This window comes from Rhizobium sp. NLR8a (genome assembly GCF_019685235.1).
GTDB lineage: Bacteria > Pseudomonadota > Alphaproteobacteria > Rhizobiales > Rhizobiaceae > Rhizobium.
This window is the reverse complement of sequence record NZ_JABDWI010000017.1, coordinates 1-15,622: the sequence shown is the minus strand read 5'-3', so window position 1 is coordinate 15,622 and position 15,622 is coordinate 1. Positions and strand designations below refer to the sequence as shown.

Below are 15,622 nucleotides of genomic sequence, written 5' to 3'. Positions count from 1 at the left end.
AGGAGTGACCCCATGAACAAGCATCTGACTTTCATCGCAAGCCTGGCCTTTGCCACCGCCGGAATCGCTTTTGCGGCCGAGGCTGCCGCGGTCAAGAACATCGTGATCGTCCACGGTGCGCTGGCCGATGGCTCTGGATGGCGAAAAGCGACCGATATCCTCGAAAAGCGCGGCTTCAACGTCACCATCGTCCAGGAGCCTCTGACATCGCTCGATGACGATGTGGCGGCAACGAAGCGGATTCTCGACCTCCAGGAAGGACCGACGCTGCTCGTCGGCCACAGCTATGGAGGCATGGTCATCACCGAAGCCGGCAACAATCCAGGCGTTGCGGGCCTCGTCTACGTCGCCGCCTTCCAGCCAGACAAGGGGGAAAGCCTGCTGAGCCTCGCCAGCTCGAAGCCGGCCGGCAGTATGGACATCAAGGAAACTGAGGACGGCAAATATCTTTACCTCGACCCCGGCGCCTTCGCCGCGGCTTTCGCGGCCGACCTGCCGAAAGCCGAAGCCGATTTCCTGGCAAGATCGCAGGTCTTCGCCGCCAAGCAGGCCTTCTCGACCAAGATCGGAGAGCCGGCATGGCGAACGAAGCCGAGCTGGACGATCGTCGCCACCCAGGATCGCTCCATCAATCCCGAGCTGGAGCGTGACATGGCGAAACGAGCTGGCAGCGAAGTGACCGAGATCACGGCCAGCCACGCCGTCTTCGCATCCCAGCCGGAAAAAGTCGCCGACGTCATTGAAAAGGCGGCTGCGAAAGCCGGCCGATAGAGAGGGGTAAGACAAGAGCGCGCCCCCTTCTCCCGGCGGGAGAAGAGGAGGTCAGCGCCCCTCCCTGACACCGGGGAGGGGCGGAAGCAGCTACTGGTTGGCGGCGACCGGACGCACCAACGGAGTGACGCGGCGGATGGTGACGCGGCGGTTTTCCTGTTCGGGGCCCGACGTGTTGACCTTCAAGTAACGTTCGCCGTAGCCCTGCGTCGCCATGTTTTCCGGCGGAATGCCATAGACGTCGGAGAGCACATTGGCGACCGATTCCGCCCGCTGGTCGGAGAGGACCAGGTTGCTCTGGTCGGAACCGACAGCATCCGTATGGCCCTCGATCAGGAAGGTCTCGCTCGGATCTTTCTTCAGCACCTGGCTGATCGCGTCGGCGACCTTACGCAATGTGCGCGCCTGAGTCATCGGGATCTCCGCGCTGCCGGTCGCAAAGGTGATCGTATCAAGATCGATTCGGCGGACCTTGTCGCGAATACGAGCCGAATACTTCACCTCATTCAGCGAATAGACACGCTCCACCGGCTCGACGGGAGGTTCGCTCAGGAACTCGTAATAGTCCCTGTCCGGATCGCTGCGAGTATCGATGATGTATTCGTTGAGTGGCACGCGCAGCCGCATCGGCGGCAAGTCGGCACCCGCATCCTCGAAATAGTCGCGGTCCGGATCCTCATAGAGATCGGGCGAATAGTAGAGAACGTCCTCACGCCCGCGGGCATCGACGCGCGACCGCTGGATGATGTCGCCGTAGCGGTTGCGGATCGTGACGATGCGGTAACCCTCCGGTCGCGCAATCGTCTCGCGGTAACGGTCGCCCGGGAGCTCTTCGTAGATCGGCCGTTCGCCGTCGCGCAGGAACCGCCTGTCGTCGTCGCTGCGCACGATCACCTGATTGTTGTACTGAATGATCACGCGATTGTCGTCAGTCTGGTCGTCGACACGCGCCCCGTCCGGGCGAACGAATTGCGGCCGGGCGTCGAGTCTGGTTCCTTTCTCGCTAGTCACCGCCTCGAGCTTGACCGTCGGTGCCCTATCCGCGGTGGCGGCCTGCGCCTCGGCATCAGAGGTCGGCACCTTGAAGTCCTTGCTCTCGGCGCGCATCTTGTCGCGGTCGCGGCGGACTTCCCTGCCCTTGCTGCGGTCGGCATCCTTATCGCTGTCGAGCACGGCCGCACCGTTTTCAACCGGCAGGACAACGGTCTCGTTGCTCTTGGCCGGATCTTCGGCAATCTTCTTGCGGCGCTGCAGCTCTTCCGGCGAAACCTTTTCAGGCGCAGGAATGGCCTGCTCGGCCTGCTGACCGCCGCTGGCTTCAGGCAGCGGCTGGGCCGCGCCGGTGGCGGGTGCTGCCGGCTGTTCGCCGGCGGGCTGTTCGCCTGCAGGTTTCGCCGCCATGCCTTCCTTCGGTTTTTCGGCCGGAGCGGCTTCCGGGGCAACGGCCTTGTCCTGGGTCGCCTTGTCTTGGGTCGCCTTGTCCTGGCTCGCTTTATCTGCGGGCGCCACAGTCTCGCCGGCTGCGGGCTTCTTTTCGGCCGGCGCTTCGGCTGTGGGTTTTGCCTCCGGCTTGGCTTCGGGCTTGGCCTGTTCTTCGGTCGGCGTCACCGCCTCGGGAGCGGCTGTCTCGGCCTTGCCCTTGCCTTTATCGCGGGGGCGCTGCTTTCCTTCCGGCTTGGCCTCAGGTGCAGCCTGCTCCGTTTGCGGCTGGGCCTCCTTTGCGGCTGGCTGCTGCGCCTCGGGCTCGGCCTGCTGAGCCTCAGGCTTCTTGGGTCTTTTCGGCTTTTCCTGCGTTACCGGCTGCTGTCCTTGCTGCGGCGCGGCCTCCGGCTTTGCCTCGGGCTGAGCCTCCTGTTTGGCTTTCCGCGCGGGCTTGCTTTCGGGCTGTTCCGCCGGCGCCTCTTTCGGCGCCTCGGCTTTCGGTGACGCGGCCTTGGGTTCGGGTGCTGCCTTGGGTTCGGGCGCGGCCTTGGGTTCAGGCGCCGGAGCCTCCTTGGGTGCTTCGGCCTTCGGCTTTTCCGCAGGTGCTTCCTTTGGCTTCTCGGCGGCTGGCGCCTGTTCGGCTGGGGCCTCCTGCTTCTCCTTGTGCTTTTTCTTCTTCAGCAGCTCTTCTTCGGAAGGTGCATCCTCGGGCGCATCCTGCGCCACTTCGAAGCTCCACTGTTCGACTTGCCGCGCGGCGGCTGCCTGCGTCTCAGCGCCGCGCACGGCGGCCATCGCCGACACCGGCTGCAGCGCCAGCGAGAGGGAAAGCAGCGGAAAAGCCGCGCTTGCGAACAATCTTGATTTCTTGCCCATCGGGTTTCCTCGATCCTGTTTGAGCTTCCTGAAGGCCGACAGGCCCTAGTTCCGCCCCTAGCGTCGCATTGAGGCGAAACGGCGAAATGGCAAAGCGCCAACTCGCCGATTTGTTCCGGTTCTAGGAAGCCGGGGATTAACCTCAGGTGAATGTAGCGGTCTGCCGCCGTTCATCTCGCCTGCTGTTTGCGCCGCGAATAGCCCGGGAATTTCTGTTGCATTTCCATGAAAAAAAGTCTGATTATCGCCGCAAGGCGGTGCCCGTCACCGTTGAACAGCAGCCGTCAGCCCAAGAGAAAAAAGCGCGATGGCTACCAACAGAGAGGATCCTCATGCATATCTCCACCCGTATCTTCGCGGCAGCCTCGCTCGCGGCAATGTCGCTCTTTGCCGGCTCCGCCATGGCCGATGGCGAGAAATACGTGATCGGCACCGATTCGACCTATCCGCCCTTCGAATTTGTCGATGCCAGCGGCACCATCCAGGGCTTCGACATCGATATCGCCAAGGCGCTCTGTGCCGAGATGAAGGCCGAATGCTCCTTCGTCAGCACCGATTGGGACGGCATCATTCCGGCGCTGAACGCCAAGAAGTTCGACATGATCGTCTCCTCCATGTCGATCACGCCCGAGCGCCTCAAGCTCGTCGACTTCTCCAACAAGTACTACAACACCCCTCCGGCCATCGCCGTACCGAAGGATTCGAAGATCACTGACGTTGCCGGCCTCAAGGGCAAGGTGATCGGCGCACAGACTTCCACGACGCATGCCAACTACGCCGAGAAGCACCTCGCCGACACCGAGCTGAAGCTCTACCCCACGGCCGACGAATACAAGCTCGACGTTTCCAGCGGCCGTGTCGATGCTGTCATCGACGACGTCGTCGTTCTCTCCGAATGGGTCAAGTCCGACGCCGGTGCCTGCTGCAAGATCCTGACGACCCTGCCGGTCGACAAGGAAATCAACGGCAACGGCGCCGGTATCGCCATCCGCAAGGGCGACCCGCTGAAGGAAAAGCTCAACACCGCGATCGCTGCGATCCGCGCCAGCGGTGAGTACAAGAAGATCCAGGACAAGTACTTCGATTTCGACGTTTACGGCGAATAAGAAATTCGGTATCTGGCCGATCAAGCGAATGGCGGAAGGCTTGCTCTTCCGCCATTTTTGTTTGACAAAGGTGGCAAGATCAAAACGGCAAAAGCCGTGAGGGGAATTCACGCATGGGCGGATTGTTTTCCGCGCTCGGCTCCTTCTGGAGCTCACTTGTGCACATTTTCGATCCGCTATGCGGACCCGTCGGTATCTTCACCTGGTTGGGTCCGTCGACGATCCTAGCCTGTGGCGACACCGGCTGGGGCGACGAGATCGCCCTTGGCCTGCAGGTCACCGTATCGGTGGCGATCGTCACCCTGCCGATCGGCCTCGTCATCGGCTTCCTCGTGGCTCTCGGCCAGCAGTCGGAAGAAAAATCGCTGCGGCTGGCGGCCGGCATTTACACGACTATCTTCCGCGGCCTGCCGGAGCTTTTGACGCTCTTCATCATCTATTACGGCATGCAGATGCTCATCCAGTCTCTTCTGGAGCTTGCCGGCTATGTCGGGCCGCCGGTCGAGATCAACGCCTTCCTGGCCGGCGTGATCGCTCTGTCGGTTGTCTTCTCCGCCTATTGCTCGGAAGTATTGCTTTCGGCTTTCCGCGCCATTCCCAAGGGCCAATATGAGGCAGGAGATGCGCTCGGCCTGCATCGCGGCCGCACGCTACGGCTCGTCATCCTGCCGCAACTCGTTCGCATCGCCCTTCCCGGTCTGACGAACCTCTGGATGGTGCTCCTGAAGGACACCTCCTACGTCTCGATCATCAGCCTTGCCGATATCCTGCGCCAGACGAGCGTCGCAGTGCGGGTGACCAAGGAGCCGTTCTTCTTCTATGGCATTGCCTGCTGTCTCTATCTGGTGCTCGCCATTCTCTCCTCCTTCCTGCTTATCTATGTCGACCGCTGGGCCAAACGTTCGGATGTCCGCCGATGAGTTACGCTGAGACATTGATCCCCCCGCAGCCTGCGCCCCGCGAGGTGGCAAAGCCGGTCACAGTGGCACGCCTGTGCGGCTACGTCTTCGTTGCGGTCTGGGCTCTGCTTGCCGCGCTGCTGATCTTCACCGTCATCAATGGCTGGGATCCGGACAAATTCACTCGCTACGGACCGCGTTATCTGCACGGACTCTGGGTAACCCTCAGTCTGGTTGCCATCTCCGTCGTTTGCGGCGCCATCCTGTCCCTGCCGCTCGCCATGGCCCGGCTGTCGAAGAACCGGGCTCTTAACTGGTTCGCCTATGGCTATATATATTTCTTCCGCGGCACGCCGCTGCTTGCCCAGCTGTTCCTGGTCTATTACGGCCTCGGCGTCTTCCGCCCGCAGCTGGAAGCCGTTGGCATCTGGTGGTTTTTCCGCGAAGCCTGGTATTGCGGCCTCTTTGCCATGACGATCAATACGGCGGCCTATCAGGCGGAAATTCTGCGCGGCGCGATCGAAAGCGTGCCGCACGGCCAGCGCGAAGCAGCAGCAGCCCTCGGCATCCATAAGACCATCGCCTTCCGCAAGATCATCCTTCCGCAGGCCTTCATCGTGGCGCTTCGCCCCTACGGCAACGAGATCATCCTTTTGATCAAAGGCTCGGCGGTCGTCGCCATCATCACCGTCCTCGATCTGATGGGCGAAACCCGTTACGCCTTCTCCCGCACCTTCGACTACCAGACCTATCTCTGGGCAGCGATCTTCTACCTCACCATTGTCGAGGCGCTACGCCATCTCTGGGCCTGGATCGAGCGTCGACTGACGCGGCATCTCAAGCGCTGAGCATGAAGGGCAAAAGTGTATCGCGGTTTTGGGATTGCTAAAGAAGCGTGGCAGCACTCGTATTATCATGCTGCCAAACCGTTGAAAACAAAAAACAATACTTCCTTCGCAACGTATCTGTTAAGCTTGCATTAACCATTCGCGTGCTTCCATTTCACGTGGCGCTAATAAAGCGCGAGTGGGAACGAGAAGAAGCTGAATACGATGCACAAGGACATGGAAAAGCAACTGCAGGGTTACGGTCTGACGACCGCCCAGATCCTCTACCACCTCCCGGATCACCCGACGATCCTGCAGACCTATGTCTGGCAGGATTATGATCTGGCACCCGATTTTCCCGAGATGCGGGGCTTCCTTAAATTCTGGCAGGAGAAGCTCGACGGGCCGCTGCATTCAGTGCGCTACGTCCACCGCAAGCTGATCTCGGCGACAGAGTGGCGGGCGTTGAAGGGCGAGTTCATCCTGCATTGATCACACATGCGCCTCGCCATGGCCGAATTCGCCTTCGTCCCGGTCTGGACGCAGGGCGAAATAGAGCATGCCCAGGTAAAAGGTGACGACGATCGAAATGACCGCAAGGCCGGGGAGTGGCCCGAGCACGGCATTGTCGATGACATAGGCCCAGGACTGCGCCTGCAGCGCCGGCGCGCCCTCCGTCTGCAGTTTTGGCGTCGAGATCTTCAGGCACCAGGCAAGCAGCAGGATTAAATACATCCAGCCGTAATTGCGTTTGAGCCGCCGATGCATCGCTTCTCCATAACTGAGCAGAAAGCGCGGATGACGCAGGCTGTTGGCAATCACCGCGGCCCATTCGCTGCCGGCCGCAGCGTTCGGCGCCATGATCTGCGCGAAATAACAGCGCTCGACCTGCCGGATTCGGGCGCGGTAGATATCAAAGAAGCGGTAGCGCCGCGCCTCGATCATCAGAAGCAGCGTAATCAGCATCACGCCGAACAACAACACGCCGTGATGCGAGCTTGGTGTCGACAACGACACCGAAAGCAGCGCCGCGACCACGGTGATCGCCCAGTTGGACGTCCGGTCGATGCGGTCGCGCCAGCTCGTCATCCGTCCGAGTTCGCCGCGGTAATAATGGCTGAGCGTATTGGTGATCTCGCCCGGCGTCGTGGGCAGCAGCAAGGGGCGCTCGCCCCCTTCTTTCCTTGCCGGTGGCACCCTGTCGTGCTCCGCTTTCATGGCGTTTCCTCCCATCGTCTTCTTTTTGGCCATTCTGCGCCTGTTGCCGCGCCATTGCAAAACTTCGAAAGCCGCCGTAGAGCCATGCCTGAAACAGAAGGACATGCACCGCGATGGCAAAGAAGATCGACGAAGAAGCCCTTGCCGAGGCCTACAATCGTGCACTGGCGCTGGAGAAATCAGGTGATGTCGAGGCGGCCGTAGCGGCCTACGAGGACGTTTTGGCGATCGATCCCGAGGACCACGGCGGAGCCGCCGTGCGCATCGCGGCGATGGGCCGCGGCGAAACCCCGGTCAAGGCGCCCGACGCCTATGTCGAGACCCTGTTCGATCAGCATGCCGAGGTCTTCGAGGACGTGCTCGTCGAGCAACTCGGCTATCACGTGCCGATGCTGGTGCGCCAGCGCCTGCAGGCATTGAAGCTCGGGCCGTTCAAGCGTTTGCTCGATCTCGGCTGCGGCACCGGTCTCACAGGCGGCGCGCTGCGCGAGCTGTGCGAGGACATGACCGGCATCGACATATCGGAGAAGATGGTCGAGATCGCCCACGAAAAAGATCTTTACGAGACGCTCTTCGTCGCCGAGGTTGAGGATTTTCTCGACGACAATGACGAGGACGCTTTCGACCTCATCACCGCCACAGACGTGCTGCCCTATCTCGGCGCGCTCGAACCGCTCTTCTTCGGCGCCGCCGAAAATCTGACGCCGGGCGGCCTGTTCATTTTCTCCTCGGAGACCCTGCCTGACGAATTGCTTGCCGGCCGCCCCTACATGGTTGGACCACACCAGCGCTTCGCCCATGCCGACGCCTATGTGAGAGAACGGCTGACGGCCACCGGTTTCGCGCTTGTCGAGATATCCGACATCAACGTGCGCATGGAAGACGGACAGCCGACGCCGGGCCATCTGGTGATCGCCAGATACATCGGCTGAAGATAATAGTTTCACGATCGGTGAACTATCTGTTGCGCGATGCCTGCGGACCTGATAGTTAGTCAGTCGGCAAAGTTTTCAGCCAGACAGGAAAGGTCGCCGCATGTCGCTCGTCTTTTATGGGCATCCGCTCGCCTCCTTCTGCCACAAGGTGCTGATCGCGCTTTATGAAAACGAGACCCCCTTTGAGAACCGTATCGTCGATCTGTCCGACGAGGCCTCACGCGCCGATCTCTTTCGCTTCTGGCCTATCGGCAAGATGCCGCTGCTCCGCGACGAAGCCCGGGACAGCACCATCCCCGAGACTTCGATTATCATCGAATATCTCGATCACTATTATCCCGGCGCCGTGCCCCTGCTGCCGCTGGAGATCGACCGGGCACTGCAGGTCCGTCTCTGGGACCGCTTCTTCGACCATTATGTCCAGATGCCGATGCAGACGCTGGTCAGCAATCGCCGCCGCCCTGAAGGCAAGGCGGACGAAATCGAGATGACCGCTTCCCGGGCGACGCTGGCCACGGCCTATACCATGATCGAAAAACAACTGGGCGAAAGCCCTTGGATAACCGGCGAGGCCTTCACCATGGCCGACTGCGCCGCAGCCCCCTCTCTCTTCTACGCCGAGACGCTGGTTGCGTTTTCATCAGATCAGCCGAAGCTTCGCGCCTATTACGAGCGGCTGCTGGCGCGCCCGTCCTTCGCCAGGGCGCTGAAAGAGGCCCGCCCCTATTTCAAGTTCTATCCCTATCACGACAGACTGCCCGCCCGCTTTCGGGATGAAGCGGAATGATCGAAAGCCAGGCGGATCTCGACCGCATGTTCCACGCGCTTTCCGACCGCAGCCGCCGCGGCATGATCGACCGGCTCGGCCGCGGCCCGGCCTCGGTCACCGAACTGGCCGCTCCGCTCGCCGTCGCCCTGCCGACGGTGATGAAACATCTGCAGGTGATGGAGGAGAGCGGGCTCGTCCTCTCCGAAAAATCCGGCCGAGTGCGGACCTACCGGCTGCAGCAGGATGCGCTCGCCGCTGTCGAACGCTGGGTGGAACAGCGAAAGACCCGTTGGACCGCCGCCTTTGACGGGCTGGATCAATTTCTCGCCGATGAGCCGGAGACACTCCCCGAATGACGATACGATCTGCCGAACATGCCACCTTCGTCATAGAACGCCGCCTGACGGCACCCGTCGCCCGGGTCTTCCGCGCCTGGTCGACGCCGGAGTCCAAGCGGCAATGGTTTGCCTGCCACGGCGAATGGGTGCCCATAGAATACGCGCTCGATTTCAGGCCGGGCGGTACAGAGAGGAACTATACCGCCGACACCGAGGGGCTTCTGCACGCCTATGACGCCCACTACATCGATATCGTCCCGGATACTCGCATCATCTATGCCTATGAGATGAAGCTCGGGCAAAGCCGCATCTCAGCCTCGCTCGTCACCGTCGCCTTCGACACCGAAGCCAGCGGAACCAGAATGGTCTTCACCGAGCAAGTGGTTTTCCTCGACGGCTACGCCGACAACGGCGCCCGCCTTCAGGGCACAGAAATCGGCCTCACCAATCTCGAACTCTTTCTCGAACGCGAGGCAAGCCCAATTCACTAACGCGGCCGGATGAAGCGTCACACGCTGCTTGATTTCTTCCGCGAACCGGCCGCCCGCACCGACGCATTTAGCGCCGCGGCGGCTCGAATGAGCGCCTTCAGCGCCTCCTCGTCGATCTTGTCGCCTTCATGAAGGTCGATGGCGCGCCGGGTGTTGCCGTCGAGACTGGAGTTGAAAAGGCTTTTCGGATCCTCAAGCGAGGCTCCCTTGGCGAAGGTAAGCTTGACCACGCTCTTATAGGTCTCACCGGTGCAGATGATGCCGGCGTGCTCCCACACCGGAACGCCTCGCCATTTCCATTCCTCGACCACTTCGGGCTCGGCCTGCTTGATGAGCGCGCGGACCCGCGCGAGCACGTTGCCGCGCCAATCCTTGAGTTCCTCGATCCTCGCATCAATCAGTTGAGAGGGAGAGGCTTGCCCGGTCCCTTCCTCGGAATCGATTTTCTTCATGGTGGCCGTCGTCTTCTTCATATTTATCGTTCTCCCATCGCCGCGCATCAAAACCTCACACCCGTTCGCCCGGCAAACGGCTCGCCTGCTCTACCCAGGAGGCGATCTGCGCCTCGTCGAAAGGGTCGTCCTCGCGTATGTCGAGGTAGCGCACCTCTTTCTGCTTGGACTCGCCTGGCGGTAGGGGATGCAGCGACGCACCCTTGAAGAAAGCCACCTTGACATAGCTGGCGTAGCAATGGACGCCGAGGAACCAACCTTGCCCTTCCATGCCGTAAAAGGGCGAGTTCCACTTGACCGCCTTGCAGACGCCGGGCACGGTTCTGCTGATCAGCGCATCGAGGCGACGCCCGATCTCACTTTTCCAGTCCGGCATGGCGGCGATATAGGCTTGCACGGGCGCATCGCCGTAACCCTTGGGGATTTGCGGGTTGCCACCCGACAGAAGCTTCGGCGCGGCGACCGCCGGTTTGGCAGTCTCTTTCATGAATTTCTCCGCACCCTGCGACGTTTTGCCCGCCATGGATCACCTCCTATCCGCCGATGCATCCCACGCGCCGTTTCGCGGCATAGGGCAGCACAAACAGGCCGAACGGCAGCAACGCCAAGAGCCCAACCCAGACCGCCGACTTCTCCTGCACCATGGCGATGATATTGACGATGACGACCAGCGTAAAGGCAATCGACAGCCAACGGTGGACCTGCCGACACCAGTTGTTCCGGTTCAATGAAGCCTCCTCGAACGAGCCCGACCGGCCGCCGCCAATGGATTAGTCAACCCGCGTCAACACCTGTTCCAGCTTGTCGAAGAATTGCGGCCACCCGCTCCTGGCGCCGCCATAGGCCTGCCGCTGATCCGCCCGAAAACCCGACTGCTCCATTCGCAGATGCGTACCCGCGCCCGTTGGGGTGAGCGTCCAGGTCACGACGGTTTCGAGGCCATAGGCGCCCCAGCTGTAAGCGAGGGTCTTGTGTGGTTCGACTTCCAGAACTCGGCAGTCGACGGCGCCCCAATCGGCGTTGAAGTTGAAGTGATGGTCGACGACCGGCCTGAAGTCGCTTTTCATCAACCACTCTTGGATCAGGTGCGGCTGGGTCAGCGCCCGCCAGATCTTTTCCGCTGGAAAAGGCATTTCCCGCTCGATGACGACGGAACGCGTTTCGGTCGATATGTCTGTCATTGATCCATCCTCTTCAACAAATCTTCGAGCGCATTGAAGCGGCTTTGCCAGAAGCCGGCCATCTCGCTCGTCCAGTCGACGAGCGGCGCAAGCGCTCCGAGCTGCGCGCTATAATGCGTCTGCCGCCCTTCATGACGGTCGCGCACCAGGCCGGCTTGCTTCAGCAGCCCGAGATGCTTCGAAACGACCGGCTGCGAGACCCCGGCCTGCGCCGTCAACGCCCCGACCGTCTTCTCCCCTTCCCGGCACAGCCGCTCGAAAAGCGCGCGCCGGGTGGGATCCGCAAGCGTCCTGAAGAGCACGTCCTGAACGTTCGACATTGAAGACCCATACCCGTAAAGCTATGAATAGACCTATATCCATGGAGGTATACCTATGTCAAGCGACGAACAGAACGCGACAATCGAACGAAAAATGTATTGCCAACCCGTCAATTGATACAACAATCGAAAGGACTACGAATACGGCCATCATAGCCCATCCACTATGAATAATCCCTACTCGCCAGCCACGAGGCTAACCACAGAAACGCCGAAAGCCGCAGACGGCATCCGGCGATACATGCATCTGCGTTCATGAGCCCGAGGCGACTTTCAGGTTGCCGCCATGGCTGCTGCGCCGGCGAAGATCTGTTTGCGGCCGAATTTATTGTTGAAAGCCTGGCAAGCCCGCTCTTGGCGAGCGGACACACGCCTGACATGGCCGCCACCCCGCAGATGCCCAGAAAGATAGCAGCGGCGCCTGGTGAAATGGTGCCCGGAACCGCTATTGGAAGCAGTTCCTCGCCCTCGCCTTGCCCGCTACTTCCCCCGGCGTTCGGCGGCCAGCCGCTCGTGAATGACGGCGGGACCGCCGGCAAGACGTTTCGCAAGCAGGCTCGCCGGATCGACGATGCGCCAATAGGGCGTCACCATCGAAGGTGGTTCGCCCTTCTCCAGTTCACCGACGGACAGGTCGGCAATCGCACGCAAATGCCGCTGCACCGTCACCGGACAGCAGGCGTCCGCTCCGTATTGGGCAGCGAGACGGCGGCGCAGAACGCCAGCCTCGGTAAGGACACCTTCAGGCGCCAACCGAATCTGCTCTGCGACCATCTTCTGAGACGGAATAAGCATCGCCTGCGTGCCGCTGCGGCCTTTGCGGCGCAGCTCGATTCTTGGAATTTCGCTCATGTCACCCCCAGTAACATTGTGCTTCGTTCCATCTAGGGCTCGGCCGATCGGCGACCAGCCTCAAAGAAGCAATCGAAAGGAAGTCCGTCTTCACGGCTTTTCTGCTTGCGCCGTTTCAGTTAATCCTCAGGGCCTCTCACTCTGGATAAGGATAGGAACATATGGCTAAAGTCGCGTTCATCGGTCTCGGCGTCATGGGCTTCCCCATGGCCGGTCATCTGAAGACAAAGGGCGGCCACGATGTCACCGTCTACAATCGCACGGCCGAAAGAGCTGCTGCCTGGGCCGAGAAATTCTCCGGCAAATCCGCCCCCACTCCGGCCGAGGCAGCGGAAGGTGTCGATTTCGTCTTCGTCTGCGTCGGCAATGACGACGATCTCCGCTCGGTCACCTCAGGCGAAAACGGCGCCCTGCACGGCATGAAGCCGGGTTCGGTGCTGATCGATAACACCACCGCCAGCGCCGAGGTCGCCCGCGAGCTTTATGCCGCGGCAAAGGAAAAGGGTGTGGATTTCATCGACGCTCCGGTCTCTGGCGGCCAGGCCGGCGCCGAAAACGGAGTGCTGACCGTCATGTGCGGCGGCGATGAAGCCGTCTTCGAGAGAGCCCGGCCGGTGATCGACGCCTATGCGCGTATGGTCGGCCTGATGGGGCCAGCTGGCTCCGGACAGCTTACCAAGATGGTCAACCAGATCTGCATCGCTGGCCTCGTCCAGGGGCTTTCAGAAGCGCTGCACTTCGGCAAGCGCGCCGGCCTCGATATTGAAAAGGTCGTCGAGGTAATCTCGAAAGGCGCGGCCGGCTCCTGGCAGATGGAAAATCGCCACAAGACCATGAACGCCGGCAAATATGATTTCGGCTTCGCGGTCGACTGGATGCGGAAAGACCTTGGCATCGTGCTCGCCGAAGCCCGCAGCAACGGCGCCAAGCTGCCGGTCACCGCCCTCGTCGACCAGTTCTACGGCGATGTGCAGGCGATGGGCGGCAATCGTTGGGACACTTCTTCGCTGCTCGCCCGGCTTGAGAAATGATCGGTCGCTCTTCCGATCCGGCTGAACTGATCGCGCATCTCGAAACGCTGCGCTCGGAGGAGAATGCCGCTGGAATGGCGCGATTCGGCATCGTCACCGACCGCGCCCTCGGAATTTCCAATGCTGATATCAGGGCGGTCGCCAGATTGGCGAAGAGGAATCACCTCAGGGCAATGCAGCTCTGGCGAAGCAATATTCGCGAGGCTCGGCTGCTCGCTCTCTATACCGCCGAGCCGAAGCGGCTGACGCCGGAAGAAGCCAGAAACTGGGCTCATGATTTCGACTCCTGGGAAGTCGTCGACTGCGCCGCCGATCTCTTCGTCGAGGCGGGCCTGGACGAGCTCATTCCTGAATTCGCTGCAGACGAGCGCGAATTTGTTCGTCGCGCCGCCTTCGCCATGATCGCGGGCGCCGCCGTACATCGAAAGGGCGCTACCGATACGGCCATCCTCTCCTGGCTGCCTGTGATCGAGGCGCATTCCGGCGATTCCCGCAACTTCGTACGCAAGGCGGTCAATTGGGCACTGCGCAGCATCGGCAAGCGCAATCGCGCCTGCCATGGACCGGCACTGGGGTTGGCGAAGCTGTTGGCTGAACGTCCAGATAAAACCGCCCGCTGGATCGGCAGGGATGCGGTCAGGGAGCTGAGCGGTGAAAGGCTGTTGGCACGGCTGAAATAGCGCGATGCGTCCCAGACTGAGGCTGTCGCCTCGTCGTCAATGACGCTTGGATTTTTCCACCACAAAATCGATGAGCACTCTGACCGCCGGCGGCATGCACTTGGCGGTTGTGAAGACGATATGGAACTGGCTTTCTTCCGACTGCCATTCCGGCAGCACCCGCACCAGCCCGCCGGCCTGCAGATCCGCCTCACACGCGCTTTCGAGCAGAAGTCCGAAGCCGAGGCCGGCGAGGGCTGCATCGAGAATGGCGGTCACGCTGCGGCAGGTCAACCTCGGCTGATGCCGGATTACCCGTTTGTCGTCATTCGGAGCGATGAGCTCCCAGGTATGGAACGACACCCACGGGGTCATCGCCAGCGTCGGAAGGTCGGCGAGCTCGTCGACGCAATTTTCAACCGCCGATACGTTCGATGAGCTACGGGCTTGCGACCAGAACGCGCCGCGCCCGGTCGAGCTTGCGCATCGTCCGGCTCGTCTGTGTCTCCGGCTCGCTGGTCGCCCTCACCTCAAGATCGATTCGTTGATGAGGTCGGCGCGGCGGTCGGAGCCGATAATCTGCAGCTTTATCTTCGGAAAGCGTTCGAGGAATTCAGGCAGGATACCTCCGACCGAAATGTCGACCAGACCTAGCGGGCAGCCCGTCCGCACCACGCCCGGCGGGTCGGATTGAGCCTCGGTGACGATCGATTTGGCGGGGTCGGCCTCCTGCAGAATGGTCTGGCATCTTTCGTAAAAAGCTTGACCGATCTCTGTCACCCGGAAGTGACGGGTCGAACGCTCTATGAGCCGTGCGCCAAGCCCATCCTCAAGCCAGCTGACCCGCCTGCTCAATTTTGAGCGCGGTATTTTGAGATTGCGACTTGCAGAAGCAAAACCACCGCTGGAGACGACGGCTGCAAATAATAATAGTCGTTGAGATCGTCCATACGAACAAGCTGTCCGAGAGTAGGAATGAATGCCGCCCCCCGAAAGGGCTGTATCCTCTCTCCACCAAAGCTGTAATCACATTGTCGGCATTGGATTTTCTTTCCACGACCCGTCGCGGCAACGCCAATCAATGGCCAACGGTCAATCCAAACTCTCTTGAGAATAAGCATGGCCTTAAGCAAGGTCGACAGGATGCCGACGTGCGATACACAACATGCCGGTTCGGCTTACCTGGATGACGCTCCGGAAAGACAGCCACAAGAGCGCGTCTCAAAAACGCTGCAAGGACGGTCCGGCAGGGAAGACCGGACCCGTCCCCGTAGCTGATCGGAGGTCACTCGGATCAGAAACTGATTGAAGCGTCCCCGGTCTGAAGACCGGGGACACTCACCAAGTGGATTAGAACGAACGCTGCAGGCGGAAGTAGCCCGAGGTAGAGTCGTCAGCGTCTTCCGGATCGAGGTACTGAACCGAAGCCTTGGCGTAGAAGTTGTCGACGATCTGGTAATCAACCGTCAGACCAA

Annotated in this window: 19 protein-coding genes and 2 pseudogenes; 11 read left to right on the top strand and 10 right to left on the bottom strand. The window is 60.9% G+C overall.

Features of this window, described 5'->3' with window-relative positions; all coding sequences use genetic code 11:
* Window positions 1–12 precede the first annotated feature (12 nt).
* Entirely contained in the window at window positions 13–771 is a 759-nt protein-coding gene (locus HJC04_RS27680; RefSeq protein ID WP_210631036.1) for an alpha/beta fold hydrolase, read from the top strand.
* A gap of 90 nt (window positions 772–861) precedes the next feature.
* Here the strand turns inward: HJC04_RS27680 and HJC04_RS27675 are convergent, their stop codons facing one another.
* The gene (locus HJC04_RS27675) at window positions 862–3,069 is read right to left on the bottom strand and encodes an OmpA family protein (RefSeq protein WP_221147581.1); all 2,208 of its coding nucleotides are present in this window, start codon (window positions 3,067–3,069) and stop codon (window positions 862–864) included.
* 332 nt (window positions 3,070–3,401) lie between these two features.
* Between HJC04_RS27675 and HJC04_RS27670 the strand changes: the two genes are divergently transcribed.
* From HJC04_RS27670 to HJC04_RS27655, 4 genes are all read left to right on the top strand, one after another.
* The gene (locus HJC04_RS27670; RefSeq protein ID WP_210631034.1) at window positions 3,402–4,175 is read left to right on the top strand and encodes a transporter substrate-binding domain-containing protein; all 774 of its coding nucleotides are present in this window, start codon (window positions 3,402–3,404) and stop codon (window positions 4,173–4,175) included.
* 113 nt (window positions 4,176–4,288) lie between these two features.
* Complete coding sequence (locus HJC04_RS27665; RefSeq protein ID WP_221147580.1) at window positions 4,289–5,095, top strand: ABC transporter permease; 807 nt, start codon at window positions 4,289–4,291, stop codon at window positions 5,093–5,095.
* Complete coding sequence (locus HJC04_RS27660) at window positions 5,092–5,922, top strand: ABC transporter permease (protein WP_210631032.1); 831 nt, start codon at window positions 5,092–5,094, stop codon at window positions 5,920–5,922. The genes HJC04_RS27665 and HJC04_RS27660 overlap by 4 nt, the downstream gene beginning before the upstream one ends.
* Window positions 5,923–6,126: 204 nt before the next feature.
* Window positions 6,127–6,393, top strand: a complete 267-nt coding sequence (locus HJC04_RS27655) for an usg protein (RefSeq protein WP_011425678.1) — start codon at window positions 6,127–6,129, stop codon at window positions 6,391–6,393.
* Here the strand turns inward: HJC04_RS27655 and HJC04_RS27650 are convergent, their stop codons facing one another.
* Window positions 6,394–7,119 carry a DUF2270 domain-containing protein gene (locus HJC04_RS27650; RefSeq protein WP_210631031.1) on the bottom strand — a complete coding sequence of 242 codons (726 nt, stop codon included), beginning with the start codon at window positions 7,117–7,119 and terminating at the stop codon, window positions 6,394–6,396.
* 113 nt (window positions 7,120–7,232) lie between these two features.
* On the opposite strand from HJC04_RS27650, the gene HJC04_RS27645 reads away from it, so the two are divergent.
* From HJC04_RS27645 to HJC04_RS27630, 4 genes are all read left to right on the top strand, one after another.
* Entirely contained in the window at window positions 7,233–8,051 is an 819-nt protein-coding gene (locus tag HJC04_RS27645) for a methyltransferase (protein WP_210631030.1), read from the top strand.
* 103 nt (window positions 8,052–8,154) lie between these two features.
* Window positions 8,155–8,841, top strand: a complete 687-nt coding sequence (locus HJC04_RS27640) for a glutathione S-transferase family protein (protein ID WP_221147579.1) — start codon at window positions 8,155–8,157, stop codon at window positions 8,839–8,841.
* Window positions 8,838–9,179: a helix-turn-helix transcriptional regulator gene (locus tag HJC04_RS27635; RefSeq protein ID WP_221147578.1), complete on the top strand. Its 342-nt coding sequence runs from the start codon at window positions 8,838–8,840 to the stop codon at window positions 9,177–9,179. Before HJC04_RS27640 ends, HJC04_RS27635 begins: the two co-directional genes overlap by 4 nt.
* A complete protein-coding gene (locus HJC04_RS27630) occupies window positions 9,176–9,652 on the top strand; it encodes an SRPBCC family protein (RefSeq protein ID WP_221147577.1) in 477 nt (158 codons plus the stop codon). Before HJC04_RS27635 ends, HJC04_RS27630 begins: the two co-directional genes overlap by 4 nt.
* Window positions 9,653–9,669: 17 nt before the next feature.
* Here HJC04_RS27630 and HJC04_RS27625 read toward each other — a convergent pair whose 3' ends face one another.
* The 6 genes from HJC04_RS27625 to HJC04_RS27600 all read right to left on the bottom strand — a co-directional run bounded on the left by HJC04_RS27625 (window position 9,670) and on the right by HJC04_RS27600 (window position 12,457).
* Complete coding sequence (locus HJC04_RS27625; RefSeq protein ID WP_221147576.1) at window positions 9,670–10,125, bottom strand: DUF1801 domain-containing protein; 456 nt, start codon at window positions 10,123–10,125, stop codon at window positions 9,670–9,672.
* Between the two features lie 34 nt (window positions 10,126–10,159).
* Window positions 10,160–10,627 carry a DUF1801 domain-containing protein gene (locus HJC04_RS27620; protein WP_221147575.1) on the bottom strand — a complete coding sequence of 156 codons (468 nt, stop codon included), beginning with the start codon at window positions 10,625–10,627 and terminating at the stop codon, window positions 10,160–10,162.
* A gap of 10 nt (window positions 10,628–10,637) precedes the next feature.
* Window positions 10,638–10,832, bottom strand: a complete 195-nt coding sequence (locus HJC04_RS27615) for a hypothetical protein (RefSeq protein ID WP_221147574.1) — start codon at window positions 10,830–10,832, stop codon at window positions 10,638–10,640.
* A gap of 42 nt (window positions 10,833–10,874) precedes the next feature.
* The gene (locus HJC04_RS27610; RefSeq protein ID WP_210631024.1) at window positions 10,875–11,285 is read right to left on the bottom strand and encodes an SRPBCC domain-containing protein; all 411 of its coding nucleotides are present in this window, start codon (window positions 11,283–11,285) and stop codon (window positions 10,875–10,877) included.
* On the bottom strand, window positions 11,282–11,605 hold the full coding sequence (locus HJC04_RS27605) for a helix-turn-helix transcriptional regulator (protein ID WP_011425688.1): 324 nt from the start codon (window positions 11,603–11,605) through the stop codon (window positions 11,282–11,284). Before HJC04_RS27605 ends, HJC04_RS27610 begins: the two co-directional genes overlap by 4 nt.
* 480 nt (window positions 11,606–12,085) lie before the next feature.
* Window positions 12,086–12,457, bottom strand: coding sequence for a hypothetical protein (locus HJC04_RS27600; protein ID WP_221147573.1), 372 nt, complete (start codon window positions 12,455–12,457; stop codon window positions 12,086–12,088).
* Between the two features lie 161 nt (window positions 12,458–12,618).
* Here HJC04_RS27600 and HJC04_RS27595 point away from each other — a divergent pair, with 161 nt between their 5' ends.
* Window positions 12,619–13,488, top strand: coding sequence for an NAD(P)-dependent oxidoreductase (locus tag HJC04_RS27595; protein ID WP_210631022.1), 870 nt, complete (start codon window positions 12,619–12,621; stop codon window positions 13,486–13,488).
* Window positions 13,485–14,168 carry a DNA alkylation repair protein gene (locus tag HJC04_RS27590; RefSeq protein ID WP_210631021.1) on the top strand — a complete coding sequence of 228 codons (684 nt, stop codon included), beginning with the start codon at window positions 13,485–13,487 and terminating at the stop codon, window positions 14,166–14,168. The genes HJC04_RS27595 and HJC04_RS27590 overlap by 4 nt, the downstream gene beginning before the upstream one ends.
* A 36-nt stretch (window positions 14,169–14,204) precedes the next feature.
* Here the strand turns inward: HJC04_RS27590 and HJC04_RS27585 are convergent.
* Window positions 14,205–15,097, bottom strand: a pseudogene (locus tag HJC04_RS27585) (LysR substrate-binding domain-containing protein).
* A gap of 400 nt (window positions 15,098–15,497) precedes the next feature.
* Window positions 15,498–15,622, bottom strand: a pseudogene (locus HJC04_RS27580) (porin); the annotation flags it as partial.

Bases quoted from the DNA above. Each gene is read 5' to 3' on its own strand.
- HJC04_RS27680 (WP_210631036.1), top strand. From the start codon at position 13: ATGAACAAGCATCTGACTTTCATCGCAAGCCTGGCCTTTGCCACCGCC.
- HJC04_RS27675 (WP_221147581.1), bottom strand. From the start codon at position 3,069: ATGGGCAAGAAATCAAGATTGTTCGCAAGCGCGGCTTTTCCGCTGCTT.
- HJC04_RS27670 (WP_210631034.1), top strand. From the start codon at position 3,402: ATGCATATCTCCACCCGTATCTTCGCGGCAGCCTCGCTCGCGGCAATG.
- HJC04_RS27665 (WP_221147580.1), top strand. From the start codon at position 4,289: ATGGGCGGATTGTTTTCCGCGCTCGGCTCCTTCTGGAGCTCACTTGTG.
- HJC04_RS27660 (WP_210631032.1), top strand. From the start codon at position 5,092: ATGAGTTACGCTGAGACATTGATCCCCCCGCAGCCTGCGCCCCGCGAG.
- HJC04_RS27655 (WP_011425678.1), top strand. From the start codon at position 6,127: ATGCACAAGGACATGGAAAAGCAACTGCAGGGTTACGGTCTGACGACC.
- HJC04_RS27650 (WP_210631031.1), bottom strand. From the start codon at position 7,119: ATGAAAGCGGAGCACGACAGGGTGCCACCGGCAAGGAAAGAAGGGGGC.
- HJC04_RS27645 (WP_210631030.1), top strand. From the start codon at position 7,233: ATGGCAAAGAAGATCGACGAAGAAGCCCTTGCCGAGGCCTACAATCGT.
- HJC04_RS27640 (WP_221147579.1), top strand. From the start codon at position 8,155: ATGTCGCTCGTCTTTTATGGGCATCCGCTCGCCTCCTTCTGCCACAAG.
- HJC04_RS27635 (WP_221147578.1), top strand. From the start codon at position 8,838: ATGATCGAAAGCCAGGCGGATCTCGACCGCATGTTCCACGCGCTTTCC.
- HJC04_RS27630 (WP_221147577.1), top strand. From the start codon at position 9,176: ATGACGATACGATCTGCCGAACATGCCACCTTCGTCATAGAACGCCGC.
- HJC04_RS27625 (WP_221147576.1), bottom strand. From the start codon at position 10,125: ATGAAGAAGACGACGGCCACCATGAAGAAAATCGATTCCGAGGAAGGG.
- HJC04_RS27620 (WP_221147575.1), bottom strand. From the start codon at position 10,627: ATGGCGGGCAAAACGTCGCAGGGTGCGGAGAAATTCATGAAAGAGACT.
- HJC04_RS27610 (WP_210631024.1), bottom strand. From the start codon at position 11,285: ATGACAGACATATCGACCGAAACGCGTTCCGTCGTCATCGAGCGGGAA.
- HJC04_RS27605 (WP_011425688.1), bottom strand. From the start codon at position 11,605: ATGTCGAACGTTCAGGACGTGCTCTTCAGGACGCTTGCGGATCCCACC.
- HJC04_RS27600 (WP_221147573.1), bottom strand. From the start codon at position 12,457: ATGAGCGAAATTCCAAGAATCGAGCTGCGCCGCAAAGGCCGCAGCGGC.
- HJC04_RS27595 (WP_210631022.1), top strand. From the start codon at position 12,619: ATGGCTAAAGTCGCGTTCATCGGTCTCGGCGTCATGGGCTTCCCCATG.
- HJC04_RS27590 (WP_210631021.1), top strand. From the start codon at position 13,485: ATGATCGGTCGCTCTTCCGATCCGGCTGAACTGATCGCGCATCTCGAA.